This window comes from Pseudonocardia sp. GCM10023141 (genome assembly GCF_042653605.1).
In genome coordinates this window covers 316,083-341,692 of sequence record NZ_JBHSIR010000030.1, presented here as the reverse complement: position 1 = coordinate 341,692, position 25,610 = coordinate 316,083, and the positions used below count along the sequence as shown (strand labels likewise).

The following is a 25,610-nucleotide window of genomic DNA, read 5'->3' as shown; positions in this document are numbered from 1 at the left end:
CGACATCGACCAAGGTCACCTATGACACTTCGACCTCGCTCTCCGTCTTCGTGGCACACAGAACAGCTCCGGATTGACCGCGCGACACACCGCCCGGTCCCGCCACTCGCGATCCACCGCTACCGGCACAAGCTCGGGCAGCTCCTTCGCTGGGGCGCTCATCCAGCAGCCCCCGACCCGCCGACAGGCTTCGTCAGGACCGGCGTCGCTGCCCCGTTCACCGCGTTCATGAACGAGGACACCGCGCCCGGCAGGCCCTGACCCACCGGTGTGCCCACGAACAGGACCAGCGCCACCAGGGCAAACACGACAGCCCCACCGACCACTCGAACCTTCGCGCAGATGAACATCCCCACCAGTGCGAAGAAGATCAACAGACCTACGTTCTCCATCACGCTCCCCGCCCCTCGGGCACGAACTCGGCTGCGTCGACCACGGCCTGATCTGCAACGGCTGCGTCGACCATCGACTCGACCGCCCGTGCCGGGACGATCAGCCGGCCGCGGATCCGGACCGCCGGGAACTCGCCCGCGGCGATCGCGCGGTAGACGGTCATGGACGACATCCCGAACATCCGCGCCACCTCGGCGACGCTGTAGAACGTCGGCGCTGCCGCCGGCGGCTCGGATGTGACTCTCAGACCTCGCATCATCACTCCTCTTAAACATGTACCGTACGTGTATTAGACATCGTAGGTACGAGTTGGGGTTTCGGTCAATCGCTGTTCTTGGTGCGACTCCAAGATGCGGCCGTGGAGGCAGGCGACAACAGATGACGCGAGGTGACGTGAGGTGACGCGAGTCCGGCCGTCATCCCTGATTCGTGCAGGTCAGAGACGTACTCGGCTAGGTGACGCGGGGGACGTCCACGAGCGGGTCCGGCGTCGGCCGATCACTCGGAGTCGGCGACTTGTTTCATTCCGCCACGAAGGAGCTGGGCCTCTGGGCACACTTGCGACCAACACATGAGACAGATCGGGCAGCAGTTCGGGCGGTGAAACGCATGGGCAACCGGCTGGCACTGGTCCGTGCCGAGCGTGGATGGAAGCAGTCACAGCTGCTGCACGCGCTGCGCACCGCTGCCAGTCGACGGAACGAGGCCCTACCCAAGGACGAGAGCCTGCGCCGGCGGATCGCCGTCTGGGAAAACCAGGGCGGCAGCGTCGGAGACTTCTATCGTGAGCTGCTCTGCGAGGTGTACGGCCTCTCCGCCATCGAGCTCGGACTCGTCGACGCACCCAGCCCCCTGGAAGCGGTCGAGCGATATGCGTCAGAGCTGGGCGAACGGCCGACATTCACGAAGCTCGACGGTGGCCTCGTTGCTCTCCTCCGCGGCCAAACGCAGAGCATCCGCATGCTCGACCGCAGGCTCGGCGGAGCATCGGTGTACCGGCAGACCGCCGCCCACGTCGAGAACATCGAGCACCTCGTCCACTACGCACTCCCGGGGGCCCACCGAGAAGCAGCAGCGGAGGAACTCGGACAGGCCGCGGCCCTCGCGGGCTGGCAGGCGCTCGACATGGGCAAGCTCGACGACGCGTGGCGGATGCACGAGATCGCAACGGCCGCAGCGCGAGAGAGCAACGGGCTCGCCGGTCTCAGCTACGCGCGTGCGCAGCAGGCCTATGTGCTCCTCGACACCGGCCAGGCGACGGAAGCACTGGCGCTGATCAGCGACGCGCGCCTCGTGGCCGGCACCTCAGTCCCGACGTCGCTGAGGGCGTGGCTCCATGCCGCCGAGGGTGAGGCACTCGCTGCGCTCGGCGAACGCGATGCCGCGCTGCGCGCTCTCGACGACTCCGCGGCCGTCCTGCCCAACTCCGTCGAAAGCGACTTGCCCTACCTGATGCTCGATGCGGCCCATCTCAGCCGGTGGCGTGGGCACTGCCTGGCTCGCCTCGGCGAGAAGGCGGCTATCGACGACCTGTCGTCGGCGCTCGCGGCCATGGGCGAGGGACAGTACGGACGTGCGGAGGTGGGACTGCGGGTAGACCTCGCCATCGCACACCAGCAACGAGGCGAATCCGCCGAAGCACGGGCACAGGCGCGGCTGGCGGCCGATCTGGCGGGCCGTGCAGGCTCGGAACGTCAACGCCGACGGATCGCCGAACTACTCAGCGCCTGAGCGCGCTGCTGGGCCGCTGATGGCCAGAACATGGAGGAGCCCGACCAACGCGCCAGAGCTGGAGACGCGCCCCTTTGCGATCAGGTCGGCCACGTCGAGCAGCGGCACCCACTCGAACACGCCTTCGTTGACCTCCGTGGCCTCCGCGACGCGCTCGGCTCCCCGCGCGAGGAACACGTGATGCGGACAGCGCACCGTACCGATCATCGGCTCGAACGTGAGCAGATGTTCGAGAGTCCGCGCCCGGTATCCGGTCTCCTCCTCGATCTCACGGGCCGCGGCGTCGGCAGGCGCCTCGCCCGTCTCGATCAGCCCGGCGGGAAGCTCCCAGTTCCACCTGTCGGACACGAACCGATGCCGATAGGCCATCAACACGTTGTGGCCGGCGTCGTCGAGCACGACCGTCATCGCGGCCGGCGGCAGCGTGACCGTGTGGTGCTCGAACCGCTCACCCGATGGCACGGAGATGTCGGCGAGCCCAACGGTGACCCACTCGTTCTCGTAGATCGGTCGTTCGCCGTGCACAACCCAACGGTCTGCGTCATCCTGCTGGCGCGTCATGCACTCGACCGTAGCCGCTACTCCTCGGCTGAGGCTTCGCTACCAAGCGCCGGGTAAGCACCGGCGCCTTGCCGGATCACCACGGCGCCAGTCTCGGCGAGGTGGCGGTAGGCGCGTCGTGCAGTGTTCCGGGACACGCCGTACTCGGCGACGATGTCAGCCTCGCTCGGCAGCGGCTCGTCTGGGCCGAAGTCCCCTGTTTCGAGTCGAGCCTTGAGAGCCGCGGCGATCCGCTGCCACGCCGTTGTCGGACTCGTCTCGACTGCGCCGACAACCCGACGGCCGTGGCCGGGAACGACCTCGATTAGTCCCTCCTCAGCAAGAAGCGTCAGAGCCGACCGGACCGTTCCACGTGACACCCCGTGCCGTTCCACCAGCGCGAGCTCCGAGGGAAGCAATATGCCAGGCGGCAGCTCGCCGCCTTGGACTTGCAGACGTATCTCGTCGGCGATCTGACGATAAGTCCCGCGCGGAGCCACGTGCTGACACCCTCAATCCTTGAGCGCTCGTCCAGGAGAGAGGCTAGCGCCTGACACCGGAGATCTCCGACGCTCGGTCACGGGGCGCACTACGCACTGTCCGACCAAGCGGCGAACACATCTGCCGCAGTGACACTTTGCCGATTTTAGAAATACTCGACCGCCGAATGCGCGGCTCACTACTTCAGAGGCGCGTCCATCGGCTAATTCGCACCAAATAGCAGCTTGGCTATTCTGGATTCTCCATGAGAAAGCGCCGAGTCAATATCACATCATCAGAGAGAGCCTCGGTTCGATTACGCATTTCCAGAAAGTCCTCCTGCAGTCCCTTGAGCTCGTCCGCGCGCTCCCTCGACAGGAGGTCCATGTCGAGTGCCGCCACCTGAGTTGCAACAGACTCAAGACTTTCAGCAACCTCAGACAAGTGGGCCTCGCGCACATCGGGACTAGCCTTACTGGCACGCATCAGACTACTCCAGGCATCCCCGTGGGCCCGCACTAGAGTCTCCCTAGAAAGCCACCCCGTCTTCAGAGAGTAACTTTCCTGAATACTGCCTATCGCTGCCGCAACACGACCCGCCGCGGATCCTCGCGAAGCGAACGGACCACCTCGAAGCTCCTCCCATGAAACGAAGCAATCCTTGCCAAAACTATCAGCTATGAAAGATTTGAAAAGTTCCTGCGGATTTGACACCGTCTTACCAACCGCATCGTAGGTATATGCAAGAGCAACTCCGCCAATCGTCAGGCTTCCAAGTATGGAGAGTATGCCCCACCAGAATCCAGTCGCAAACGCTGCTCCAATCGCGAAGACCGCAGCCGCCAAGACTAGGAGTGTTACGATTGTTCCAGCTGCGAGGGCGGCAATCCGCTTAGCTCTTGCGCCACTCTCCCAGCTCTTGAATCGCTCCGCAGGATCAACGCCAGGCCGCCAGAGCACCCATGCGGTTCCTGCGACAGTCGCCGGATACTTGAGAAGCTGGCCGCGCAATGTTCTCGCCCGCTCTTCTTCCCTTTGCCGCTTCTTTAGCGCTTCCGCTCGCTCTCGCCGCTCTCGCTCATACCGTTCAGAGTCACCCGGATGGCTCATGCTTCAGGCACCAACCTTTCACCCTGCGATACATGGCAGCGGACACGAGTCTAACGGCAGACGGCCAGCGCCGGGCAACCTCCAGGAGGGGCCAGGCCGATCGACCTAACTCCAGCGTAAAGTGATGATTGGTGTTGCATCGTCACTCGACCTTCGAACCTCAAGCTCATACTCACTTGACCGCTCCTCGGATGCACTCAACTCGACATCCCGCTCGATGCGCAAAATCCCGACTAGGTGCGGGCGGAACGAGTCGGGGTCATCAAGCGAGGCGCGGACATGTCGCGGGCGGGATTCAAACCCGCGAGGACCCCTAACCACTACGGTCCAGAAGCGGCAATTTTCGGGCACCTCCAGCGGTCGCGTCGCCTCGCCAGCACTATCCACTTCGTAGACATCACCATCACTGAAGGTAGGCGTGGATTCAAACAAGTCTGGCGGAATCCATTGAACAATCGGCCGCCGACCAGGCTCCCCGCCGATTAGCCCCCAGGCCCTGAGCAGCTCCATCGCTCGATGCACGGTACTGACCGATAGCCGACGCTCCGCCGCGAGCTGCTTGATTCCGGGCAGGAAGCCACCTTCTGAAAACGTGCCGTCCAGGATCTGATTCCGAAGGTCGGCGGCGAGCACCTCGCGCGGGCTTAACGGTTCTGTCTTCGCACGCTCGAATGGTTCCACCGCTGGTTCAGGCCGTGCCGGCAGTCGGGCAAGCAGCCCGGCGGATGCACGCTGGTCGGACTCCGACAGCCACGCCGCGTACACCCGCAGCGTGGTGATTCCGCCGCCGCTGTGCCCGAGTCGGCCGGCCACCGTACGGACGTCGACGCCCGCGGCGATCAACTCTGTCGCGGAATAGTGCCGAAGGCTGTGCAGGTGCGTATCCAGGCCAAGCCGCTTCGCCATCCGGCTGTATCGCTGCGATACGGAGCCAGGGACGAGGTGCGTCGCGCTGTCGGGCGCCAGCGAGAACACAAAAGCGTCATGGCCCAGCACCAGGCCGAGGGCGGCGGCTCGCTGGCAGGATCGCTCCCAGAGCTCGGTCAAAACCGCGACCGTCGCCGGATCGAGCGTCAGCCTGCGCTGCTGATGGGTCTTGGTGTCCTTCTCCTCGCGGTGAGTGCCGTCCTGCGCGATGCTGCGCCGCAGCGTGATGACGCTTGACGGTAGGTCGATATGCGACCACCGCAGCGCACACAGCTCCCCGCGCCGCGCACCGGTCGTCATGGTCAGCCAGACAAGCGCTCCCCAATCCGGATCGCGCCACGCCTCGGCGAGGATCTGCGCTGCCTGTTCCGTCGTCGGCGGCCGCGGGTCCGGTGTTCGCGCCGCCGGCGGGGTCGCCATCGTGACCGGGTTCGTCGATACCCACCGCCACCGCATGCCCTTGTTGTAGGCACCGCTGAGGACGAAGTGGATCTGCCGAATCGTCGACGCCGAGAGCGGCTTGCACTCGTGAGGTCGACAACGAGCGTCGCAGTCGTGATCACGGGGAGTTCGATGGTCCTTGCCCAGACGGTTGGTGCAGTGCACCTGGCACCGGCGCAGCTCGGCGTACAGGGAGTCGAGCACGTCGGCATCCACCGCACCGGCCTTGAGCTTGCCGATGAACGGGCGTACATGCTTCTCCAGGTAGCGGGTGTACATGCGGTGGGTCGTGCGGCCCACGTCGAGCGTCGAGAGGTAGCGGTCGAGGAGCTGGTCGAGCGTCGAGTTCGTGCGCGGGTTGCGCTGCTCGTCGACCTGGTTGAGCAGCCGCGTTCGCGCCGCCTCCGCAAGGGCGGGCGCCTTCGGGCCGGCCGGGATGACCTCCACGAGGTCGTGGCGCTTGCCCGTGACCGGGTCCTCGCCGGCGAACACGCGCACACGAAGGGCACCGCTCGGCAGCTCGTCGATCGTGCCTCGCTGCCGTCGGCGGCCTGGTCTGGGCCGTGTCACGAGCCGAGCGTAGCGCACGCTCGTGTCACATTCCGTGTCACGAGCGACGGTCAGGATCAGCCGGCAGTGCGTTCTTGCTGGTCAGACTGGTGGGCGCGGCAGGGTTCGAACCTGCGACCGCTCGGGTGTAAACCGAGTGCTCTTCCACTGAGCTACGCGCCCGCTACGTCGGAGTCGTGGAAACTCCGACGCAGATCTTTACACGGCGGCCAGTGCCTTCTTCCAGCCATCCTGGTCGCGGGCCTCGCCGGGCTGGTTGACCTCGGTGAACCGCACGATGCCGGTCTTGTCGACGAGGAAGGTGCCGCGCAGGGCGAAGCCCTTGTCCTCGTTGAAGACGCCGTAAGCCTGGGCGACCTGGCCGTGCGGCCAGAAGTCGGCCAGCAGCGGGAACTGGTAGCCCTGGGCGTCGGACCACGCCTTGAGCGCGAAGGAGTGGTCGACGGAGACGGCCAGGATCTGGACGTCGTCGTTCTGGAAGCTCGCGAGGTCGTCGCGGACGGCGCAGAGCTCGCCGGTGCACGTCCCCGAGAACGCGAACGGGTAGAAGACCACGAGCACGTTGCGCTTGCCGCGGAACGACGACAGCGTGACTTCCTGCTTGTTCTGGTCGCTGAGAGTGAAGTCGGGAGCTTCGGTTCCCACCTCGGGTGCCATGAGCGGAGTTCTCCTTGATGCGGTGCGGGGTCGTTCGCGGGCCGTACCGAGCCTAGACGTCGAGGGGGGAACACTGGGCGACGTGGTCGTTGCCATTGCTTCCGTTCTACCGCCGTTCACGCTGGCCCGCGCGTTCACCGCCTGGACGGCGGCGCCCGGCGTACTCGCCGGCGTCGGGCTAACCGGGGGTGGCTATCTGGGCGCGCTGCGTCGTCGGGACGGGCCGTGGCCGCGCGCCCGCACCCTCGCCTTCCTGGGTGGACTGGTGTCGGTGTTGCTCGTCACCGTCACGTTCGTCGGGGTCTACGCCGGCACGCTGTTCTGGGACCGGGCACTGCAGAACGTCGTGCTGCTGACCGTCACCCCGATGTTGCTGGCACTCGGCGCGCCCGTGTCACTGCTGCGGGACGTGCTGCCCGCGGCCCTCAGAGCGCGCCTGGGGGCCGCGCGGCGCAGCCGGGTCGCCCACCTGCTCACGTTCCCCGTGGTCGTCACGCTGCTGCTGGTGGCGCCCCTGCCCGTCCTCTACCTCACGCCGCTCTACGAGGCGACGCTGCGCAGCGGGTGGGTCGCCGTGCTCGCCGGGCTGGGGTTGCTGGTGTGTGGCTTCGGCTACTTCTGGACGCGGCTGCGCCTGGATCCGACGCCGCGCACCGACCCGTACATGGTGACGGTCGCGATCACGCTCGTGGAGGTGGTGGCCGACGGCGCGCTCGGCCTCGCGCTGTGGCTCGGCCCGCTGATCGCCCCGGCCTACTACGCCGAGCTCGCCCGCGGGTGGGGTCCGTCGGTGCGGGTCGACCAGATCATCGGGGCCGGCGTGCTGTGGATCGGCGGCGACATCGCCGGGCTGCCGTTCCTGGGCGCCGTCCTGATGCGGATGGCGCGGGAGAGCGAGCGGGAGGCCGCCGTGATCGACGCAGAACTCGACGCCGCCGACGCCGCGGCGGCCGCTCATGCCACCGCATCAGGGCATGACGAAGCAGCTGCGGACGCCCGTCCGCAGCTGTGGTGGGAGCTAGATCCCGAGTTGGCGATGCGCATCCGCCGCGACAACGGCGGATGAGCGCTCACTACCTGCGGGACTTCGCCGCCTTCGGTGCCACGAGACGCGCACCTGCCCAGTCGTCCCCGACGCTGACGTTGGACGTCTGCGACAGGCCGGCCGTGGGCGCGGCTTCCGCGATCTCACTCGGCTCGACGTGACCTCGGCGACCCGTCTTCGGGGTCAGTACCCAGACCACACCGCTCTCGGCGAGCGGACCGATGGCGTTGATGAGGGCGTCGACGAGATCGCCGTCGCCTTCGCGCCACCACATCAGCACGACGTCGACGGCCTCATCGGCGTCCTCGTCGAGCAGCTCGTCTCCGGCTCTCTCCTCGACGGCATCTCGCACCGCCTCGTCGACATCGGAGTCCCAACCGAGTTCCTGGACGACCATGCCCGGCTCGACGCCGAGCTTGCCCGCGATGTCGGACGTACGTCCGGCATCTTCCGCGGCGACCACGCGTGTACCTCTTTTCGTCGTTCCTACACTCGCGCGTTCAACGCGCGAGCGCGCATCCGGATGCGGAATCCGAACACGTGAGTCGTCGGTGCGCAACCACTCGTTACGGGATTGCACGCCGAGGGGCACGATAGGGGACGACACGCAGACACACCCAGCGCAACACCGAGCTCGAGCCCTGCAGGGAGATCCCTTGAACGGCCAGACCACCGACGGCCCCGACGATGTGCGGGCCCCCGCCCGCCGAGTACACGTCATCCGCGACGGCCTCGCCGCGCATCTGCCGGACATCGACCCGGAGGAGACAGCCGAGTGGCTGGACTCCTTCGACGCGGTCCTGGACGCTGCCGGACAGCAGCGCGCGCGCTATCTGATGCTGCGGATGCTGCAGCGCGCACGGGAGCGACACGTCGGCGTACCGTCGCTGACCAGCACGGACTACGTCAACACGATCCCCACCGACCGCGAGCCGTGGTTCCCCGGCGACGAGGAGGCCGAGCGCGCCTACCGCCGGCTGATCCGCTGGAACGCCGCGATGACGGTGCACCGCGCGCAGCGTCCCGGCATCGGCGTGGGTGGTCACATCTCGTCCTACGCGTCGTCGGCCACGCTCTACGAGGTCGGTTTCAACCACTTCTTCCGCGGCAAGGATCACCCTGGCGGGGGTGACCAGATCTACATCCAGGGCCACGCCTCCCCCGGCATCTACGCCCGCGCCTACCTCGAGGGCCGGCTGTCGGAAGATCGCCTCGACGGGTTCCGCCAGGAGCTGTCGCACGGTGGACCCGGTCACGGGCTGCCCTCCTACCCGCACCCGCGGCTCATGCCGGACTTCTGGGAGTTCCCCACCGTCTCGATGGGGCTGGGCCCGATGAACGCGATCATGCAGGCGCGGTTCAACCGCTACCTGGGTGCCCGCGAGTTCCACAACACCGACCAGCAGCGCGTCTGGGCCTTCCTCGGCGACGGCGAGATGGACGAGCCGGAGTCCCGCGGTCTGATCCACATCGCGGCCACAGAGGGCCTCGACAACCTGACGTTCGTCGTCAACTGCAACCTGCAGCGCCTCGACGGGCCGGTCCGCGGCAACGGCAAGATCATCCAGGAGCTGGAGTCGTTCTTCCGCGGCGCGGGCTGGAACGTCATCAAGGTGATCTGGGGCCGGGAGTGGGACGCCCTGCTGCACGCCGACCGCGACGGCGCCCTGATCAACCTCATGAACGACACCCCCGACGGTGACTACCAGACCTACAAGGCCAACGACGGCGGCTACGTCCGCGACCACTTCTTCGGTCGCGACCCGCGGACGAAGGCGCTGGTCGAGCCCATGTCCGACGCCGAGATCTGGAACCTCAAGCGCGGCGGGCACGACTACCGCAAGGTCTACGCGGCCTACGCGGCGGCCACCGAGCACCACGGCCAGCCGACCGTCATCCTCGCGAAGACGATCAAGGGCTACGGGCTGGGCGCCCACTTCGCCGGCCGCAACGCCACGCACCAGATGAAGAAGCTCACGCTGCCCGACCTCAAGCAGTTCCGCGACGAGCAGCGCATCCCGATCACCGACAAGGCGCTCGAGGAGAACCCGTACCTGCCGCCGTACTACCACCCCGGCCAGGGCGCTCCGGAGATCGAGTACATGACCGAGCGGCGCAAGGCGCTCGGCGGCGCGGTGCCCTCGCGCCGGGTCGCGGCGAAGCCGCTCGTGCTGCCCGGCGACAAGGTCTACGACTTCATCCGCAAGGGCTCCGGCAAGCAGGAGGTCGCCACGACGATGGCGTTCGTGCGGCTGCTGCGCGAGCTGGTGAAGGACCCCGAGATCGGCAGCCGGTTCGTGCCGATCATCCCGGACGAGGCCCGCACGTTCGGCATGGACTCGATGTTCCCGACGCAGAAGATCTACAACCCCAACGGGCAGCAGTACACGTCCGTCGACGCCACGCTCATGCTCGCCTACCGCGAGTCCGAGCAGGGCCAGCTGCTGCACGAGGGCATCAACGAGGCCGGTTCGGTGGGTTCGTTCACCGCGGCGGGCACGTCCTACGCCACGCACGGCCAGGCGATGATCCCGGTCTACGTCTTCTACTCGATGTTCGGCTTCCAGCGCACCGGCGACTCGATCTGGGCGGCTGCCGACCAGATGGCGCGCGGGTTCCTCATCGGGGCCACCGCGGGACGCACCACGCTCACCGGGGAGGGCCTGCAGCACAACGACGGCCACTCGCTGCTGCTGGCGGCCACCAACCCGGCCGTCGTGGCCTACGACCCGGCGTTCTCGTTCGAGGTGGCGCACATCGTCAGGGACGGCCTGCTGCGCATGTACGGCAAGGGCCGCGACGACGATCCCGACGTGCTCGGCGGCGAGAACGTCATCTACTACCTGACGGTCTACAACGACCCGTACGTGCAGCCGGCCGAACCGGCCGACCTGGACGTCAACGGCCTGCTCAAGGGCATCTACCGCTATGCGGAGAGCCCTCGCGAGGACGGTCCGCAGGTGCGGCTGCTGGCCTCGGGGGTGGGGCTGCCGTGGGCGCTGCAGGCCCGCGACATGCTCGCCGAGCAGTGGGGTGTGGGCGCTGAGGTCTGGTCGGTCACGTCGTGGGGTGAGCTGCGCCGCGACGGCGTCGAGTGCGAGCAGCACAACCTGCTCAACCCGGGCGAGGACAAGCGCGTCCCGTTCGTCACCAGCACCCTCGGCGACGGCGGCGCGCCGGTCGTGGCCGTCTCGGACTGGATGCGCGCCGTTCCGGACCTGATCCGCCAGTGGGTGCCGGCGCCGTTCACCACGCTGGGCACCGACGGGTTCGGCCTGTCCGACACCCGGCCCGCCGTGCGCCGCCACTTCAACGTCGACGCGGAGTCGATCACGGTGGCGGCACTCGAGTCGCTCGCGGCCCGCGGCGAGTTCGATCGGGCCACGGTGGCCGACGCGGCCGCGAAGTACCGGATCGACGACCCGCAGGCGGCCGGTCCCCAGACGAGTGACTCCGGCAACGCCTGACGATGTGGATCTCCGTGGCGGCGTTCCTCACCGGAGCGCCGCCACGGCGGGGGCCCGTTGGGCCGAACGCGAGCCGCTCACCTGCGGCGCCGTCGGAAATACACATGTTCTTGGGTCTCGGCAGAGCGGCCGCAACACGATACGCTCCGCCGGACGCCGACCTCAGCGTGATCGAGAAAGGCGTCCCATCCGGGCGAGGACTCATAGCGTCCGGCGGCGCGATGCCGGGGGCCAGAGCCCCGGCGCACGGGTACGAGGAGAGCAAGAATGGCAGAGGGCACCGTCAAGTGGTTCAACAGCGAAAAGGGCTACGGCTTCCTCGCTCCTGACGGTGGTGGCGCGGACGTGTTCGTGCACTACTCGGCGATCCAGACGAACGGCTACAAGAGCCTCGACGAGGGGCAGCGTGTGTCGTTCGACATCGAGCAGGGCCAGAAGGGCCCGCAGGCCACCAAGGTCACCCCGCTGGGCTGATCCCGGTCCCCGACGCCGCAGGCCCGTACTGGGGCGTCCGTGACCTGAGCTCTCCCGCACCCGTGCGGGGAGTCGACGTACGACATCGCGCCGGGCGGTGGCACCGCCCGGCGCGAGTCGGCTCCGGAAATCAGCTGGTCTGCGTCAGTTCTGACCCAGCGTCGCGTGCATCTCCCACACGAGCACCTCGGCGCCATCAGAGCCCGCAACGATCCGCTGGCCCTCTCCGGCCGTGACACGTGCCGTGTCCCCCGTGCCGAGCACACCTGCGCCTTCCAGTTCCACCGAACCACGGGCGACGTTGAGGTGCACCAGCGGGGCCGTGGGCAGTGCCGTGCCGGCGCCCGGCAGCAGCCGCGCGGCGTACAGAGCCGCGTGCTCCTGCCGGATCGAGATGGCCCGGTCCCCCTTGTGCTTGGGCATGCCCGAGGCCACCACCACGAGCTGGCCCGATGCCAGCTCGGTGCCGATGTCGAGCTGCTCGTAGCCCGGCGTGATGCCGTCGCTGTCGGGCACCACCCACATCTGCACGAAGTGGACGTCCTCGTCGTGCCGGCCCTGCGTGGCGTCGATGCGCCACGAGTCGTTCTTCTCGGAGTGCAGGATGCCCGTGCCGGCGCTCATCCGTTGCGCCAATCCGGGATAGATCAGGCCGGAGTGCCCGGTGGAGTCCTGGTGCACCAGTGAGCCCTCGAGCACCCAGGTGACGATCTCCATGTCGCGGTGCGGGTGCGTGTCGAAGCCGCTGCCCGCCCGGACGATGTCGTCGTTGCTCACCATCAGCACCCCGAAGTGGGTGTTGTCCGGGTCGTAGTGCGGGCCGAACGAGAAGCTGTGGTGCGAGTCCAGCCAGCTGATCCGCGTGTGGAACCGGTCGCCTGCCCGCCGGACGTCGATCGCCGGGGTGAGCGCGGTGCGAGCCATGACGTTCCTCCGTTCAAGGTAGTTGCTTCTGCAACAAGATCCAATCATGGGGCATTCCCGGTACCTGCCATGCTGCGACACATGTCGAAAGGTGGCCACCAGCCGGGCGTCGTGTCCGCAGGCACCCGGCGGCGCATCGAGCTCGCCGCGGGCGACCTCGCGGCCGCCTGCCTCGTCGCCATGGAGGAGCACCAGCCCTGGTTCGCGCGCCTGTCCGCCGAGCAACGGGCCGGAGTGGCGATCGTGACGCAGACCGGCGTGGCCAACTTCGTGGCATGGCTCGGCGAGCGCGGGGAGACGATCCGCCTCACCGCGGAGGCCTTCCGCATCGCGCCGCGCGACCTGGCCCGCCGGTTGAGCCTGCGCCAGACCGTGGACCTGGTCCGCATCGCCACCGATGTCTTCGAGCGCCACCTGCCCCCGCTCGCGGCCGACGAGACCGAGCGTCGCGCGCTCGTGGAGAGCACGCTGCGGTTCGGCCGCGAGATCGCCTTCGCCGCCGCCACCGTCTACGCGGGCGCCGCGGAGACCCGCGGGGCGTGGGACGCCCGGCAGGAGGCGCTCGTCGTCGACGGCGTCGTACGCGGGGAGGCCGACGACGAGCTCGTCTCGCGGGCCTCGACACTCGGCTGGGATCCGGCCGCCGCGCTGCTGGTGATGGCCGGCACCCCCGCCGTCGACGGCCGCGAAGGCCCCGGCGAGGTGCGGCTCGAGGCCGGGCAGGCCGGGAGATCGGTGCTGGTGGGCGTGCAGGGCAGCCGGTTGATCGTGCTCGTCGCACAGGAACCCAGCTGCCCCGACGCCGCGCTGCTCACCCGCCTCGCGCGCGGGTTCGGCCCGGGGCCCGTCGTCGTCGGCCCGGTGGCACCCGACCTCGCCGCTGCCCACACCAGCGCCAGGGCCGCACTGGCCGGGTTGCGCGCCGCACCCGGCTGGCCCGACGCCCCGCGGCCCGTCGCCGCCGACGACCTGCTCCCCGAGCGGGCCCTGTCCGGGGACGCCACTGCTCGCCAGCACCTGATCGACGCGGTGATCACGCCACTGCTCGCGGGCGGCGGTGAGCTACTGCGCACGCTCGCGACCTACCTCGAGGGGGGTGCCGCGCTGGAGGCGTGCGCCCGCGCGCTGTTCGTGCACCCGAACACCGTGCGCTACCGCCTGCGCCGGGTGAGTGAACTCACCGGGCGGGCACCCACCGATCCGCGCGACGCGCTCGTGCTGCGGGTGGCGCTCGTCCTCGGCCGGATCGGCGGCGACGCGCTGCCCAGCGACAAGGCCTGACCTGCGGGCTTCCTACAAGCTGAGACCGCCGCCACCCGCACGACTCGGTCAAGTACACCGCCCTCTTTGGAGGTTTCCTCCAAAACCGGGACGTCGAGTTCGTGCCTCCCGGTATCCCGCCCCGATCCCGGACGGTGTTCGCTGTGCGGTGTGATCGCACTCCTCGCGCCCGGCCAGGGCTCCCAGAAGTCCGGCATGCTCAGCCCGTGGCTCGACGACCCGGCCGCGCAGGAGACGATCGCGCGCTGGTCCGACACCATCGGGCTGGACCTGCAGCGCCTCGGCACCACCGCCGACGACGACGAGATCAAGGACACCGCGGTCACGCAGCCGCTGGTGGTCGCGTCGGCCCTGCTGGCAGCCGCCCGCCTGGAGCTGCCGGCGGGCAGCCCGGTCGCCGGTCACTCCGTGGGCGAGCTGGCTGCGGCGGCGATCGCCGGTGTCCTGTCCCCCGACGCCGCCGTGGCTCTGGCCGCGGTACGCGGCCGCGAGATGGCCGCCGCCTGCGCGCTGGAGCCCACCGGCATGAGCGCCGTGCTGGGCGGTGACCCCGAGCTCGTGCTCAAGACGCTCGCGGGACTCGGGCTCGACCCGGCCAACCAGAACGGCGCCGGCCAGATCGTCGCCGCCGGCACCGTCGAGGCGCTGGCCGCGCTCGCCGAGAACCCGCCGGAGCGCGCCCGGGTCATCGCACTGCCGGTGGCCGGTGCGTTCCACACCCGCTTCATGGCGCCCGCCGAGTCCGCGCTCGCCGACCACGCGGCGGAGATCACTCCCGCCGACCCGACCTGGCCGCTACTGTCCAATGCCGACGGCACGGTGGTCCCGTCCGGCTCCGAGGCGCTGCGCAGGCTCATCGCGCAGGTCACCCGCCCGGTCCGGTGGGACGCCTGCATGGCGACGCTGCGCGGGTTGGGCGTCACCGCCGTGATCGAGCTCCCGCCCGCGGGCACGCTCGTCGGCCTGGTGAAACGCGAGCTGAAGGGCACGGCCACGGTGGCGTTGAAGACCCCGGACGACCTCGAGAAGGCCGCAGCACTGATCGCCGAGCACGCCTCAGGAGCGCAGGCATGAAGCTGACCCCCACCGTCCCCGGCGCCCGTCTGCTGGGCCTGGGCTCCGCCCAGCCCGACAAGATCGTCACCAACGACGACCTCGCCGCCACCATGGACACCAACGACCAGTGGATCCGCGAGCGGGTCGGCATCCAGGAGCGCCGCGTCGCCGACGAGAAGACGCTGCTCGTCGACATGGCCGTGGAGGCGGGCACCCGCGCGCTGAAGGACGCGGGCCTCGAGCCGTCCGACGTGGACACGGTCATCCTCGCCACCTGCACCATGCCCACGCCCATCCCGAACGGCGCCGCGCAGGTGGCCGACCGCATCGGCATCCGCGCCCCCGCCGCGTTCGACCTCAACGCCGCCTGCGCCGGGTTCTGTTACGGCGTGGGCACGGCCGCCGACCTGGTGCGCGCAGGCTCGTCGAAGAACGTGCTGGTGATCGGAGCGGAGAAGCTTTCGGACTGGGTGGACTGGACCGACCGCTCCACCGCCATCATCTTCGCCGACGGCGCGGGCGCCGCCGTGGTCGGCCCGGCGGCCGACGAGGCCTCGGTCGGTATCGGACCCGTCGCCTGGGGCAGCGCCGGCGACCTGGCACCGGTCATCCACATCAAGGACGACAACGCCAAGCTCTTCCAGGAGGGCCAGGCGGTGTTCCGCTGGGCCACCACCAAGATCGCCCCTGTCGCGCTGCGCGCCATCGAGCTGGCCGGGCTCACCCCCGCCGACATCGACGTCCTCGTGCCCCACCAGGCCAACCTGCGCATCATCGAGGCCGTCGCCAAGAAGCTGCGCAAGGAGGGCGCCCGCGAGGACCTGCGGGTGGCCGACGACATCGTGCACTCCGGCAACACGTCCTCCGCGTCGATCCCGCTCGCGCTGGATCACATGCGCGCCGACGGACGGGTGCGCTCGGGCGACACGGTGCTCCTCGTAGGCTTCGGAGCGGGCCTGTCCTACGCGGGCCAGGTCGTCATCTTTCCCTAAGGCTTTCCACCTGACCCGCATCACGAGTTTCCCACCCAGAAGGAGAACCACCGTGGCTGACAACGCCGAGATCCTCGCCGGCCTCGCCGAGATCGTCGAGGAGGTCGCCGGCATCGACACCGCCGACGTGAGCGCCGACAAGTCCTTCGTCGACGACCTCGACATCGACTCGCTCTCCATGGTCGAGATCGCCGTGCAGGCCGAGGACAAGTTCGGTGTGAAGATCCCCGACGACCAGCTGGCCGAGCTCAAGACGGTCGGTGACGCGGTGGACTACATCGCGAAGAACCAGTGACGACCTCTCCTATCGAGGTAGTCGTCACCGGCCTCGGGGCCACCACTCCGCTGGGCGGTGACGTCGCCTCCACCTGGGAGGCCATGCTCGCCGGCCGTTCGGGCGTGCGCCGGATCGACGGCGACCACGAGTGGGTCGACCGCCACGAGCTGCCGGTGAAGATCGCGGCCCCGCTGGCCGTGGAGCCCACCGACGTGCTCGCCCGCGTACAGGCCCGCCGGCTCGACCGCTGCGAGCAGGTGGCCGTCATCGCCGCCCGCGAGGCGGTCGCGCACTCGGGACTCGGCGAGCCGGGCAGCCTCGCTGTCGACCCGGAACGTCTGGCCGTGGTGATCGGCACCGGCATCGGTGGCGCCGTCACGCTGCTGGGCCAGGACGACCTGCTCGAGACGGGCGGCCTGCGCAAGGTCTCGCCGCTCACCGTCCCGATGCTCATGCCCAACGGCCCGGCCGCGGTGGTCGGGATCGAGATGGGCGCCCAGGCGGGTGTGCACGCGCCGGTCTCGGCCTGCGCGTCCGGCGCCGAGGCGCTGGCGTGGGCGCTGCGCCTGCTGCGGGCCGGTGAGGTCGACGTCGTCATCGCCGGTGGCGCGGAGGCCTGCATCACGGGCATCACGGTGGCCGGGTTCGTGCAGGCCCGCACGCTGTCACTGCGCAACGACGAGCCCGAGCGCGCGTCGCGACCGTTCGACACCGCTCGCGACGGCTTCGTGCTCGGCGAGGGCGCGGGCATCATGGTGCTGGAGCGGGCCGACTTCGCGGCCGCCCGCGGTGCCACGGTGCACGGCAAGCTGGCCGGTGCCGGTCTCAGTGCCGACGCCTACCACATCACCGGGCCGGAACCGGAGGGTCGCGGGCAGTCGCGCGCCATCGCCAAGGCCGTGCAGATGGCGGGTCTGGACCCGTCGGACGTCGGGCACGTCAACTGCCACGCCACCTCCACGGTGGCGGGCGACGTCGGCGAGACCAAGGCCGTGCGCAAGGCACTCGGTGACCACCCGGTGCTCACGGCACCGAAGTCGGCGCTGGGTCACATGGTCGGGGCGGCCGGAGCCGTCGAGAGCATCATCACGCTGCTCTCGATCAAGGAAGGCATCATCCCGGCCACGCTGAACCTGGAGAACCTCGATCCCGGCGTCGAGCTCGACGTCGTGGCCGGGGAGCCGCGGAAGATGGACCTGCAGGCAGCGGTGTGCGATTCCTTCGGCTTCGGCGGGCACAACGCCGCCGTGGCGTTCACGAAGGTCTGACCCACGCCGGTCAGCAGGCGGTGGAGACGGAACCGTCGCCCTGGGTCAGACCGATCCGGGGCGGCGTTCCCTCCATCGGCAACGTGCTCAACCAGCACAACCGCGGCGCGGGTGTGGCGTCCGGGGCGTCGGCCACGTCCTGCGTGCTGACGAACCGGATCCGCACGAGCAGCGCACCCGTTTGCGCGTCGTCGATCCGGTCGATGCGGATGGTGCCGTCCTGGGTGCTGCGGTAGTCCGACCGCCACTTCGGCTCCGGGCTGCGCGCCGCCCGCTTGTCCACCACGGTGGTCGTCCAGCCCGCGTAGTCGCGCTGGTTGATGCTGTCGAAGTGGCGCTGCAGCTGATCGCGCACGGCGCCGCCCTGTGGATGCCGGGCGGCGTCGGGACTCAGCTCCACCACGCCCGATCCGGCACCGCTCGCGGGGATCGAGGGCGGCAGGCCCCGCAGCCGCACCCCGGCCGTGACCGCGGCCGTGACCGCCAGCACCACCACGAACGCTCCGAGCGCGACGACGACGAGCCGCTCGCGTCGCGACACCGCCGCATTTCCCCGCACGGGATGCAGTCTGGCCTATGCTGCTCAGCCCACCTGGTGCAACCAGGTCACCGGCGCGCCGTCGCCCGCGAAGCGGAACTCCTCCAGCGCGTCGTCCCATGCGGAGCCGAGCAGGTCGTTCATCCGCGCCGGGATCTGCGCGGCGGGCACCTGGGCGATCAACGCCCGCAGCTGGTCCTCCCCGACGACGATGTCGCCGTTGGCGCTCGTGCGCCCGTTCCACATACCCAGAGTCGGGACCTGGCAGAACCGCTCGCCATCGACCCCGGGGCTCGGCTCCTCGGTGACCTCGAACCGCAGCATCGACCACGCCCGCAGTGCTCCTGCGAGCGCGCCGCCGCTACCCACGGGACCCATCCACGTGCATTCGGCACGAAGCTGACCGGGTACCGCGGGCTGCGGTGTCCACTGCAAGGACACCTTTGTTCCGAGCACGCCGGAGATCGCCCACTCGACATGCGGACAGACCGCAGTCGGCGACGAGTGGACGAAGACCACGCCGCGTGCATTCACTGCAGACCTCCAACGTCGACGAGGATCGTCTTCCCCTACGCCCTCGCGTCGCGATGATCTGCTCTGCCCGGAACTCATCCCGGGATCGGTTGTGGTGATCAGTCTGCCCGTTGCCGGCGCGGCTCGCCAACTCGCGACATGCCGGGCGTGTCGCGAATGGACTGGTCACTTCCACCACAGAGGTCACATCTGTCACAGGAGTGACACCTCGATCACGGCGTGTAGCCGGCCGACTCAGCGCGCGGGCAGCATCCCGCCGTCGACGTACCGGTTGTCGATGAGCACGGCATGCGGGGACACCTGCAGCGGCACGACACCCACCGCGCGCTGGAACCGGTTGCCGGCGATCAGCAGGTCGGTGGGGATGCCCGAGACGGGCTCCTCCCGCACGGTGGAGCGCCCGCCGCCCAGCACGTTGCCGCGGATCACGCCGGGCCCGTCCGCGACACGGGGCGAGGCGGTCGCCGCCACCCACACCGCGCTCGCTGCCGCGGGGCCGGGCTCGACGCGGCAGTCCTCCACCAGCACGTCGCTGCCCGTTCCGTGCAGGACGACACCGTGGGCCAGCGTCTCGGGGCCGGGTGCGAAGTCGTGCACCGCGCTGTTGCGCAGCCGGGCCCGGACGCCGAGGCGGGCCCCGTCGTGCGTGACGCGGGTGATCTCGATCCGCGTACCCGTCCAGCGGTCGTCACCGACGGCGGCCTCCGGGAAGTCGCCGGTCAGCGTGGTGTCCTCGATCCGCACCGAACCCGCACGCGTCGTCCGGATCCCGTAGGGCACCGATCCGTCACCAATGATGCGGCTGCGTCGCACCACCACGTCCCGCGCGTCGACCACGATGCCGCCGCCGATCTCCCAGCCGTCGACGACCGCGCCGGGCTCGGTGATCGTGATCGGACCGCTGCGACACAGGGTCAGCCCGGCCGGCACCCCGGCGCTCGTCAGCTCCGGCACCGCGTACGGGCCGGTGGCGGCACAGCCGCTCAGCGCGGCAGGCGCGACCGCGACCCGCGGCGTCCCGCCGGCCGACGCCGACCCGTCGGCGGCGACCACGACACCGGTGGCGGCGATCGCCACCGCGGCGACGGTCAACGCCAGCCGCCCGGCGACCGAGCCCCGCCCCCACATGGTCCAGCAGCGTACGTCCGAACAGCCCAGACGTGGCAGGCGGCTCTACGAAGGATGAATCGGGACTACACCCGGTAGCGGGCGACGCCGTCGTCGGTCTCCGTGGTCAGGAGGCCCCGCTCCACGAGCACGTCCAGATGTGCCAGCGTCTCCAGCGTCGCGAGCATCGCGTTGAACGGATCCAGGTCGGCGAGCCGGGTCTCGCGCCGCGTCCACGTCAGCACCCCCGCCACCTCCTCGGCGGTATGGCGACCCGACCGCACCGCGGCGAGCGTGGCGTCGAGGCGCGCGCCGTGGTGGGCCAGCAGCGCGTCGACCCGCTCGTGGACACGCATGCCCACCGGTCCGTGTGCGGCCAGCAACGCGGCGTCCGGACGGTTGCGCACCAGTTGCAGCGAGGTGAGGAAGTCAGCGAGCGGACTCTTCGGCGGGATCGGTTCGAGACCGATCGACGGCGTGATCCGCGGGAGCACGTGATCCCCGGCGAACAGCAGGTCCGACGCCTCGTCGGCGAACACGACGTGGCCGCTGGTGTGGCCGGGGGTGGCCACCGCCTGGAGCCGGCGGCCGGTGACGCCGGCACCGATCTCGATCTGCGCGCCGTCCTCGATCCACTGGTCGGGCGGCTCCCACAGCGAGAGGTCCTGCTCCTCCCTCGGCATCGTCGCCAGCGTGCGCATGAGCTCGAACGCCCCGGCGCGGCGCAGTCTGCGGGTGTGCCCGCGCTCCTCGCGGTCCGGATCGTTGATCCGCTCGAGCCCGGGCTGCTCGCCGCGGCCCAGTGCCACCCGCATCCCGAACTCGCGGCGCAGCACGATGGCCTGCGTGTAGTGATCGCGGTGCGAATGCGTCACGAGGAACTGCCGCACGTCGGGGAACCCGAAGCCCAGCGCCGCCAGCGCCTTGCCCAGCAGCTCCTTGGCCTGCGACAACGCCCATCCGGAGTCGACGAGCGTGACGCCATCGCCGTCCTCGACGGCGTAGACGTTGACCGCCCGCAGCCCGTCGTTGGGCAGTGGCAGCGGGATGCGGTAGACGCCGGGGGCGCACCGGAACACACCGGGAGCCGTCCAGTCACCGTCCGGGTCGTCGTCCTCGATCACTCCCGGACCTTACGTCGGGGCACTGAAGGCGTCGGTGGCACGTCCCGTGGATGGGACGAGCATCTCCTGGCCATAGGTGGAGGTGAGCGCGTCCAGCACCTCGTCGAGCGGCAGATCGGCGTGCACGCCGCGGTCGCGCTCGTACTCCATGTAGGCCGAACCGTCGGCGGCGAACGCGTGCAGCAGCGCGTCCTGGCGGCCGTCGAACGCGATAGGCGGCACGCCGAACCGCGCGCACAGCTCCGCGTTGAACGCCGGCGTCGCCTTGACCCACCGGCCGTCGAGGTACAGGTCGCTGTAGCCGTGGTAGACGAAGACGTCCGAGCCGCCCATCCGGGCGCGCAGGCGCGGCGTCTGGAAGTGGTTGCGGACGTCGGCGAAACCCAACCGGGCCGGGATCCCGACGGCGCGGGCCGCCGCCGTGAGCAGCACCGCCTTCGGCACGCACCAGTTCGCCTGCGACGTGGCCACCGCGCTCGCCCGGTAGGCGGCGGGATCGGGCGTGATGCCGAACGGGTCGTACCAGATCCTGTCGCGCACGGCGTCGAAGAGCCGCACGGCCCGCTCGACCGGATCCGTGGCCGATCCGACGGCCTTCCGGGCGAACGTGAGCACCTCGGGCGCGTCGGAATCCACGAACGTGCCGGGCTGCGTGTAGGCCGGATCCACCAGTGCTCCCCCGTCCGGGCACGGGTTCGCTCCCTCGCGCCGCCCCGTCACCCTACGCCGGACTCGCGCATGCGCCGGCTGTGTGCGTTGCACCCCTCCGGGCGCCCGCGGTTCACCCATCAGCGGTCATCGCACTACCCCGGAGGGTGACGGAGTGTCGGCTACTGTTCGCCGCGATGCGATCGGTGGACCCGATCGGGATGGTGGGGAGGCAGTCGCGATGGCCGCAGAGCAGCACGGCAGACCGGACGTGATCGAGGCGCCGTTCCTGACCGTCGGCGAGGTAGCCGCCAGGATGCGCGTGTCGAAGATGACCGTGTACCGGCTCGTGCACAGCGGCGAGCTGCCGGCGGTGCGGTTCGGCCGCACGTTCCGCGTGCAGAGCCACGCGGTGGAGGCGCTGATCACCGGATCGCGTTACCAGGCAGGCTGAGGCTCAGCGGGCCCGACCGCGGGGCTTGAGCGGGGTGGGCGGCAGGTCGGGCGCGCCGAGCGCCGGCCCGTCGTAGCCGGGAACGGCGCCGAAGAGCGGGTCGCTGCCGTGCGTCGGCGGCCCCGCCTGCCAGTGCGCCCGAGCCGCTGCCACCTCGGCCCCGGCGCGGGCGACGAAGTTCCACCACATCACGATCTCCTCGTCGAACGGGATGCCGCCCAGCAGCAGGAACCGGCCACCCGCGGGCGCCCGCAGCCGCAGCTGGGACCGGCCGCACCCGAGGTAGCAGAGCGCACCGGCCGCGAGCTCGCCGCCGTCGATGTCCGGGGCGCCCGACACGGTGAGCACCGCGTGCTCGAAGTCCGGTTCCAGCGGCAGCAGCACGTCGGCGCCCGGTGCGAGCTCGACATCCACCCCCATGAGCGGCGTGTGCACGCGGCCGGGCGAGCGCGCGCCCGCCACCTCCCCCAGCAGCACCGTGGCCCGCAGGCCCGGCTCGGTGATCACCGGCAACCCGGAGTGGTGCTCGAACCGCGGCGCGATCGCGCGTTCGGCGTCGGGCAGGGCGACCCAGAGCTGGGCACCGTGCAGGAGCGCCCCGTGCGGATTCGGCGACTGCTCGGCGTGCGCGATCCCGGCCCCCGCCGTCATCAGGCCCAACTCGCCGGGGCGGATCACCACGTCACTGCCGAGGCTGTCGCGGTGGTGCACCTCCCCGTCCAGCAGCCAGCTCACCGTCTGCAAGCCGATGTGCGGATGCGGCGGCACCTGCATCCCGGGGCGTGCTGCGATCTCGTCGGGACCGTAGTGATCGACGAAGCACCACGCACCCACCATCCGCCGCCCCAGGCTGGGCAGCAGCCGTCGGACCTCGGTGCCCGGTCCCAGCGAGACGGCGCGGGCCGGCAACAGCTGGCGGACCGGACCCGCCGACGCGTCGCCGCTGCAGAACTCGACCGGGACATCCGTCGCGACGTTGCTCATGCAACAAGTGTGCCCGCTCCTGGATGGCGGGTGGTGGAGGGCTGGGCTTCTGGTTGGAGGGTCATGGGGGGTTGCGGCTGGTGGCTGGCCGACGGGGCTGGGTCCTGGCCGCCGCCGGAGCGCCTCATGGAACCTTGTGGCTGTCCCCAGCCCGCCGTCATGCGCCACAGGGAACCATGTGGCTGCCCCGAGAGCCGGCAGTAGAGCTCCACAGATCCTCACGGTCGCGACCTCCCCGCCGGTCCGGGCGCCGGATCGTCGCGCGAAGCCGACAGCAGCATCCGCTTCGCACAGCGAGAGGCCGGGCAACGCCGGCACCCGATCTCCACCCCCACCTCCACCCGCGGGAGGTCCTCCTCCACCCCGTCCCGTTCCTAGCGTCGACGGCATGCAGACACTGATGTTGTTCCTGATGTACCGGGTGCTGATCATCGCCGCCGTGGTCGCCGGCGTCGCCATCCTCGCCACCGTGGTGATCCTGCTCGCCCGGCGCGCCGGACGGCTGGACGACGCCAAGCGGATGGCGGGGCCGCTGGCCCGCACCCTCGGTGACCGGGGCGGCATGTGGGGCACGGTCGGGCGGACCGCGTCGCGCTACCTCGACGGGGAGCGCTGATCATGGTCCTCGCCATGGACGGAGCCGACATCCTCCAGGAGCTGCTGTTCGGCCGCCTGATCGTCATCGGCGCGGTGTTCCTCGGACTGTTGCTGCTGGTGGTGGTGCTGGCGACGATCCTGCGCAGGCCCCGCCGGTGATCGAACCTGCAAGACTGGAGCCATGACCGACGGCGTGCTGACCCGGGTGGGGGCGGCCCTGCGCGCGGGCGGGCCCGAGTCCGGATGGCTCGGCCGTCTGGTGGGCACCGCCGTGATCGCGGGCATGCTCATCGCCGCGGAGGTCCCGGCCGCCTGGATCTGGTTCGCCTACGCGCTGGCCGTGGCGTGCTGGCTGTTCTTCCTGGCCACCGACCGCCGGTGGCGTGTGGCACCGCTGGTGGCGCTGGCCGTCGCGGCCCTCTCGGCCGCATCGACGGTGGTGGCGGGCGACACCACCGGCACCGTGATCCTCTTCGTCGTGCTGGCGATGTTCGTCGCGCACACCCGCACTCCACCGCTGGTGTCGGGCGGGCTCGCCGTCGCCATCATGGGGCTGCTGTCCTGGCAGTGGCTGCACGCGGGCAAGCCCTTCGCGTCGCTGCTCATCCTGATCGGCGTCGCCGCCTTCGTCACGATGTCGGCGCTGTACCGCCGCCAGTACCACCTGAGCGTCATGGAGACCGCCGCGTTGCTGGAACAGACCCGTCGGGCGCAGGCCGAGCAGGCCAGGGCCGCCGCGCTCGACGAGCGCACGCGCATCGCTCGCGAGCTCCACGACGTACTGGCCCACTCGCTCGGCGCGCTCGGCGTCCAGCTGGAGGTGGCCGAGGCGCTCCTCGAACAGGGCGACGCCACCGGCGCGCTCGCCCGGGTGCAACGCTCGCGCCGGCTCGCCGCAGAGGGCCTCGACGAGGCCCATGCGGCGGTCACGGCGCTGCGCTCCGACGCCCTTCCGCTGCCCGCCGCCCTCGCCGAGCTGGCCGAGCGCCACCGCCGCGACCACCTCGGCCCTGTCCCGGACATCGCCGTGCAAGGCCCCACGCGGCCGGTACCCGCCGCGGTCGGCGTCTCGCTGACCGGCACCGCTCGCGAGGCACTGACCAACGCCGCCCGCCATGCCCCCGGCGCCCCCGTCCAGGTGGTGCTGGAGTTCGCGCCCGGCGCCGTCCGGCTGACGGTGCACAACGACTCCCCTCTCCGGCCACCGCAGGAGCGGTCGGGACCACCCGGCAACGGGCTCACCGGCATGCGGGAACGGCTCGCGCTCGTGGGTGGGCAGCTGCGCGCCGGGCAGGACGGTGACGGCTGGACCGTCGTTGCGGAAGTACCGTCGTGAGCGGCGTGCGGGTGCTCGTCGTCGACGACCAGCTGATAGTCCGCGACGGGCTCGTCGCGCTGCTGGAGATGACCGACGGGATCGACGTGGTCGGGTCCGCTGCCGACGGCCAGCAGGCCGTGGACCTGCTCGGCGACACCCCGTGCGACGTCGTGCTGATGGACCTGCGGATGCCGGGGCTCGACGGAGTGGGCGCCACCACGCGCATCACCCGGGACCATCCGGACGTGGCGGTGCTCGTGCTCACCACCTACGCCGACGACGCGTCGATCACCACCGCGCTCGCCGCCGGCGCCCGCGGCTACCTCACGAAGAACGCGGGGCGCAGCGAGATCGCCGCAGCGATCCGTTCGGCAGCGGCCGGCCATTCGACGTTCGACGCCGACGTGTCCCGGCGGCTGGTCGCGGCACTCGTCGACGGTGGGGGCGGCTCCCCCGCATCCGATCCCGAGGCGGCCGGGCTCACCGGCCGGGAGCGCGAGGTGATCACGCTCATCGCCCGCGGCCTGTCCAACGCCGAGATCGCCACCGCGTTGTTCGTCGAGCAGACCACGGTCAAGACGCACATCAACAACGCCTTCGCCAAGATCGGCGTCGAGAACCGCGCCGACGCCGTCCGCTATGCGTTCCGGGTCGGACTCGCTCAGCCCTGAGC

Annotated in this window: 29 protein-coding genes and 1 tRNA gene; 14 read left to right on the top strand and 16 right to left on the bottom strand. The window is 70.1% G+C overall.

Translation table 11 applies throughout. The annotated features are described in order from the left end of the window. Positions 1-158: 158 nt before the first annotated feature. Both ACFPFQ_RS19450 and ACFPFQ_RS19445 read right to left on the bottom strand, forming a co-directional pair. Positions 159-374, bottom strand: a complete 216-nt coding sequence (locus tag ACFPFQ_RS19450; protein WP_379620729.1) for a hypothetical protein — start codon at positions 372-374, stop codon at positions 159-161. Between the two features lie 17 nt (positions 375-391). Further along, a complete protein-coding gene (locus tag ACFPFQ_RS19445) occupies positions 392-649 on the bottom strand; it encodes a helix-turn-helix domain-containing protein (protein ID WP_379620727.1) in 258 nt (85 codons plus the stop codon). Positions 650-1,002: 353 nt separating this feature from the next. Between ACFPFQ_RS19445 and ACFPFQ_RS19440 the strand changes: the two genes are divergently transcribed. After that, positions 1,003-2,124, top strand: coding sequence for a hypothetical protein (locus ACFPFQ_RS19440; protein ID WP_379620725.1), 1,122 nt, complete (start codon positions 1,003-1,005; stop codon positions 2,122-2,124). Here ACFPFQ_RS19440 and ACFPFQ_RS19435 read toward each other — a convergent pair. The 6 genes from ACFPFQ_RS19435 to ACFPFQ_RS19410 all read right to left on the bottom strand — a co-directional run bounded on the left by ACFPFQ_RS19435 (position 2,110) and on the right by ACFPFQ_RS19410 (position 6,849). Next, positions 2,110-2,685: an NUDIX hydrolase gene (locus tag ACFPFQ_RS19435; RefSeq protein WP_379620723.1), complete on the bottom strand. Its 576-nt coding sequence runs from the start codon at positions 2,683-2,685 to the stop codon at positions 2,110-2,112. The genes ACFPFQ_RS19440 and ACFPFQ_RS19435 overlap by 15 nt on opposite strands. 17 nt (positions 2,686-2,702) lie before the next feature. After that, positions 2,703-3,164 (bottom strand): GntR family transcriptional regulator, encoded by a 462-nt coding sequence (locus ACFPFQ_RS19430; RefSeq protein WP_379620721.1) that lies wholly within the window; start codon positions 3,162-3,164, stop codon positions 2,703-2,705. Between the two features lie 229 nt (positions 3,165-3,393). Continuing rightward, complete coding sequence (locus tag ACFPFQ_RS19425) at positions 3,394-4,254, bottom strand: hypothetical protein (RefSeq protein WP_379620719.1); 861 nt, start codon at positions 4,252-4,254, stop codon at positions 3,394-3,396. Between the two features lie 105 nt (positions 4,255-4,359). Further along, positions 4,360-6,120, bottom strand: coding sequence for a tyrosine-type recombinase/integrase (locus tag ACFPFQ_RS19420; protein WP_379620717.1), 1,761 nt, complete (start codon positions 6,118-6,120; stop codon positions 4,360-4,362). A 159-nt stretch (positions 6,121-6,279) separates the two neighbouring features. Further along, positions 6,280-6,354: transfer RNA gene (locus tag ACFPFQ_RS19415), tRNA-Val, on the bottom strand. Between the two features lie 36 nt (positions 6,355-6,390). Beyond that, positions 6,391-6,849, bottom strand: coding sequence for a peroxiredoxin (locus tag ACFPFQ_RS19410; RefSeq protein ID WP_379620715.1), 459 nt, complete (start codon positions 6,847-6,849; stop codon positions 6,391-6,393). Positions 6,850-6,931: 82 nt separating this feature from the next. Here ACFPFQ_RS19410 and ACFPFQ_RS19405 point away from each other — a divergent pair, with 82 nt between their 5' ends. Continuing rightward, the gene (locus ACFPFQ_RS19405) at positions 6,932-7,915 is read left to right on the top strand and encodes a cytochrome c oxidase assembly protein (protein ID WP_379620713.1); all 984 of its coding nucleotides are present in this window, start codon (positions 6,932-6,934) and stop codon (positions 7,913-7,915) included. Between the two features lie 7 nt (positions 7,916-7,922). Here ACFPFQ_RS19405 and ACFPFQ_RS19400 read toward each other — a convergent pair whose 3' ends face one another. Further along, positions 7,923-8,357, bottom strand: coding sequence for a DUF3052 domain-containing protein (locus tag ACFPFQ_RS19400; RefSeq protein WP_379620711.1), 435 nt, complete (start codon positions 8,355-8,357; stop codon positions 7,923-7,925). A gap of 193 nt (positions 8,358-8,550) precedes the next feature. Between ACFPFQ_RS19400 and aceE the strand changes: the two genes are divergently transcribed. Both aceE and ACFPFQ_RS19390 read left to right on the top strand, forming a co-directional pair. Beyond that, positions 8,551-11,361 (top strand): pyruvate dehydrogenase (acetyl-transferring), homodimeric type, encoded by a 2,811-nt coding sequence (gene aceE / locus ACFPFQ_RS19395; RefSeq protein WP_379620709.1) that lies wholly within the window; start codon positions 8,551-8,553, stop codon positions 11,359-11,361. A 267-nt stretch (positions 11,362-11,628) separates the two neighbouring features. Beyond that, complete coding sequence (locus ACFPFQ_RS19390; protein WP_075941971.1) at positions 11,629-11,835, top strand: cold-shock protein; 207 nt, start codon at positions 11,629-11,631, stop codon at positions 11,833-11,835. Between the two features lie 144 nt (positions 11,836-11,979). Here ACFPFQ_RS19390 and ACFPFQ_RS19385 read toward each other — a convergent pair whose 3' ends face one another. Continuing rightward, positions 11,980-12,759 carry a pirin family protein gene (locus tag ACFPFQ_RS19385; RefSeq protein ID WP_379620706.1) on the bottom strand — a complete coding sequence of 260 codons (780 nt, stop codon included), beginning with the start codon at positions 12,757-12,759 and terminating at the stop codon, positions 11,980-11,982. 81 nt (positions 12,760-12,840) lie between these two features. Here ACFPFQ_RS19385 and ACFPFQ_RS19380 point away from each other — a divergent pair, with 81 nt between their 5' ends. The 5 genes from ACFPFQ_RS19380 to ACFPFQ_RS19360 all read left to right on the top strand — a co-directional run bounded on the left by ACFPFQ_RS19380 (position 12,841) and on the right by ACFPFQ_RS19360 (position 17,633). Continuing rightward, entirely contained in the window at positions 12,841-14,040 is a 1,200-nt protein-coding gene (locus ACFPFQ_RS19380; protein WP_379620704.1) for a PucR family transcriptional regulator, read from the top strand. A 150-nt stretch (positions 14,041-14,190) separates the two neighbouring features. Further along, entirely contained in the window at positions 14,191-15,114 is a 924-nt protein-coding gene (locus ACFPFQ_RS19375; protein WP_379620702.1) for an ACP S-malonyltransferase, read from the top strand. Then, positions 15,111-16,088 (top strand): beta-ketoacyl-ACP synthase III, encoded by a 978-nt coding sequence (locus ACFPFQ_RS19370; RefSeq protein ID WP_379620700.1) that lies wholly within the window; start codon positions 15,111-15,113, stop codon positions 16,086-16,088. The genes ACFPFQ_RS19375 and ACFPFQ_RS19370 overlap by 4 nt, the downstream gene beginning before the upstream one ends. Before the next feature lie 52 nt (positions 16,089-16,140). Beyond that, positions 16,141-16,383, top strand: a complete 243-nt coding sequence (locus ACFPFQ_RS19365) for an acyl carrier protein (protein ID WP_379620698.1) — start codon at positions 16,141-16,143, stop codon at positions 16,381-16,383. Beyond that, positions 16,380-17,633 (top strand): beta-ketoacyl-[acyl-carrier-protein] synthase family protein, encoded by a 1,254-nt coding sequence (locus ACFPFQ_RS19360; RefSeq protein WP_379620696.1) that lies wholly within the window; start codon positions 16,380-16,382, stop codon positions 17,631-17,633. Before ACFPFQ_RS19365 ends, ACFPFQ_RS19360 begins: the two co-directional genes overlap by 4 nt. A gap of 10 nt (positions 17,634-17,643) precedes the next feature. Here the strand turns inward: ACFPFQ_RS19360 and ACFPFQ_RS19355 are convergent, their stop codons facing one another. The 5 genes from ACFPFQ_RS19355 to ACFPFQ_RS19335 form a co-directional block, all read right to left on the bottom strand. Beyond that, complete coding sequence (locus tag ACFPFQ_RS19355; RefSeq protein WP_379620694.1) at positions 17,644-18,192, bottom strand: hypothetical protein; 549 nt, start codon at positions 18,190-18,192, stop codon at positions 17,644-17,646. Between the two features lie 24 nt (positions 18,193-18,216). Continuing rightward, positions 18,217-18,705 carry a DUF3145 domain-containing protein gene (locus ACFPFQ_RS19350; protein WP_379620692.1) on the bottom strand — a complete coding sequence of 163 codons (489 nt, stop codon included), beginning with the start codon at positions 18,703-18,705 and terminating at the stop codon, positions 18,217-18,219. Positions 18,706-18,939: 234 nt separating this feature from the next. Further along, positions 18,940-19,833, bottom strand: a complete 894-nt coding sequence (locus tag ACFPFQ_RS19345) for a hypothetical protein (RefSeq protein ID WP_379620690.1) — start codon at positions 19,831-19,833, stop codon at positions 18,940-18,942. Between the two features lie 65 nt (positions 19,834-19,898). Next, the gene (locus ACFPFQ_RS19340; protein ID WP_379620688.1) at positions 19,899-20,936 is read right to left on the bottom strand and encodes an MBL fold metallo-hydrolase; all 1,038 of its coding nucleotides are present in this window, start codon (positions 20,934-20,936) and stop codon (positions 19,899-19,901) included. A gap of 9 nt (positions 20,937-20,945) precedes the next feature. Further along, the gene (locus ACFPFQ_RS19335) at positions 20,946-21,605 is read right to left on the bottom strand and encodes a transglutaminase-like domain-containing protein (protein WP_379620686.1); all 660 of its coding nucleotides are present in this window, start codon (positions 21,603-21,605) and stop codon (positions 20,946-20,948) included. 220 nt (positions 21,606-21,825) lie between these two features. Here ACFPFQ_RS19335 and ACFPFQ_RS19330 point away from each other — a divergent pair, with 220 nt between their 5' ends. Beyond that, entirely contained in the window at positions 21,826-22,038 is a 213-nt protein-coding gene (locus ACFPFQ_RS19330; RefSeq protein WP_379620684.1) for a helix-turn-helix domain-containing protein, read from the top strand. Between the two features lie 3 nt (positions 22,039-22,041). On the opposite strand, the gene ACFPFQ_RS19325 is transcribed toward ACFPFQ_RS19330, so the two are convergent. After that, positions 22,042-23,022 (bottom strand): pirin family protein, encoded by a 981-nt coding sequence (locus tag ACFPFQ_RS19325; RefSeq protein WP_379620683.1) that lies wholly within the window; start codon positions 23,020-23,022, stop codon positions 22,042-22,044. A gap of 388 nt (positions 23,023-23,410) precedes the next feature. Between ACFPFQ_RS19325 and ACFPFQ_RS19320 the strand changes: the two genes are divergently transcribed. Genes ACFPFQ_RS19320 through ACFPFQ_RS19305 form a run of 4 tightly spaced genes read left to right on the top strand, consistent with a single transcriptional unit; the run spans position 23,411 to position 25,608 of the window. Then, entirely contained in the window at positions 23,411-23,638 is a 228-nt protein-coding gene (locus tag ACFPFQ_RS19320; RefSeq protein ID WP_379620681.1) for a hypothetical protein, read from the top strand. Between the two features lie 14 nt (positions 23,639-23,652). Then, the gene (locus ACFPFQ_RS19315) at positions 23,653-23,778 is read left to right on the top strand and encodes a hypothetical protein (RefSeq protein ID WP_379620679.1); all 126 of its coding nucleotides are present in this window, start codon (positions 23,653-23,655) and stop codon (positions 23,776-23,778) included. Positions 23,779-23,800: 22 nt separating this feature from the next. Continuing rightward, a complete protein-coding gene (locus ACFPFQ_RS19310) occupies positions 23,801-24,955 on the top strand; it encodes a sensor histidine kinase (RefSeq protein ID WP_379620677.1) in 1,155 nt (384 codons plus the stop codon). Next, a complete protein-coding gene (locus ACFPFQ_RS19305; protein ID WP_379620675.1) occupies positions 24,952-25,608 on the top strand; it encodes a response regulator in 657 nt (218 codons plus the stop codon). The genes ACFPFQ_RS19310 and ACFPFQ_RS19305 overlap by 4 nt, the downstream gene beginning before the upstream one ends. Positions 25,609-25,610 lie beyond the last annotated feature (2 nt).

Coding starts and splice junctions, on each gene's coding strand:
- ACFPFQ_RS19380 (WP_379620704.1), top strand. CDS start 12,841: ATGTCGAAAGGTGGCCACCAGCCGGGCGTCGTGTCCGCAGGCACCCGG.
- ACFPFQ_RS19425 (WP_379620719.1), bottom strand. CDS start 4,254: ATGAGCCATCCGGGTGACTCTGAACGGTATGAGCGAGAGCGGCGAGAG.
- ACFPFQ_RS19445 (WP_379620727.1), bottom strand. CDS start 649: ATGCGAGGTCTGAGAGTCACATCCGAGCCGCCGGCGGCAGCGCCGACG.
- ACFPFQ_RS19370 (WP_379620700.1), top strand. CDS start 15,111: ATGAAGCTGACCCCCACCGTCCCCGGCGCCCGTCTGCTGGGCCTGGGC.
- ACFPFQ_RS19410 (WP_379620715.1), bottom strand. CDS start 6,849: ATGGCACCCGAGGTGGGAACCGAAGCTCCCGACTTCACTCTCAGCGAC.
- ACFPFQ_RS19435 (WP_379620723.1), bottom strand. CDS start 2,685: ATGACGCGCCAGCAGGATGACGCAGACCGTTGGGTTGTGCACGGCGAA.
- ACFPFQ_RS19385 (WP_379620706.1), bottom strand. CDS start 12,759: ATGGCTCGCACCGCGCTCACCCCGGCGATCGACGTCCGGCGGGCAGGC.
- ACFPFQ_RS19320 (WP_379620681.1), top strand. CDS start 23,411: ATGCAGACACTGATGTTGTTCCTGATGTACCGGGTGCTGATCATCGCC.
- ACFPFQ_RS19325 (WP_379620683.1), bottom strand. CDS start 23,022: ATGAGCAACGTCGCGACGGATGTCCCGGTCGAGTTCTGCAGCGGCGAC.
- ACFPFQ_RS19310 (WP_379620677.1), top strand. CDS start 23,801: ATGACCGACGGCGTGCTGACCCGGGTGGGGGCGGCCCTGCGCGCGGGC.
- ACFPFQ_RS19315 (WP_379620679.1), top strand. CDS start 23,653: ATGGACGGAGCCGACATCCTCCAGGAGCTGCTGTTCGGCCGCCTGATC.
- ACFPFQ_RS19440 (WP_379620725.1), top strand. CDS start 1,003: ATGGGCAACCGGCTGGCACTGGTCCGTGCCGAGCGTGGATGGAAGCAG.
- ACFPFQ_RS19390 (WP_075941971.1), top strand. CDS start 11,629: ATGGCAGAGGGCACCGTCAAGTGGTTCAACAGCGAAAAGGGCTACGGC.
- ACFPFQ_RS19330 (WP_379620684.1), top strand. CDS start 21,826: ATGGCCGCAGAGCAGCACGGCAGACCGGACGTGATCGAGGCGCCGTTC.
- ACFPFQ_RS19345 (WP_379620690.1), bottom strand. CDS start 19,833: ATGTGGGGGCGGGGCTCGGTCGCCGGGCGGCTGGCGTTGACCGTCGCC.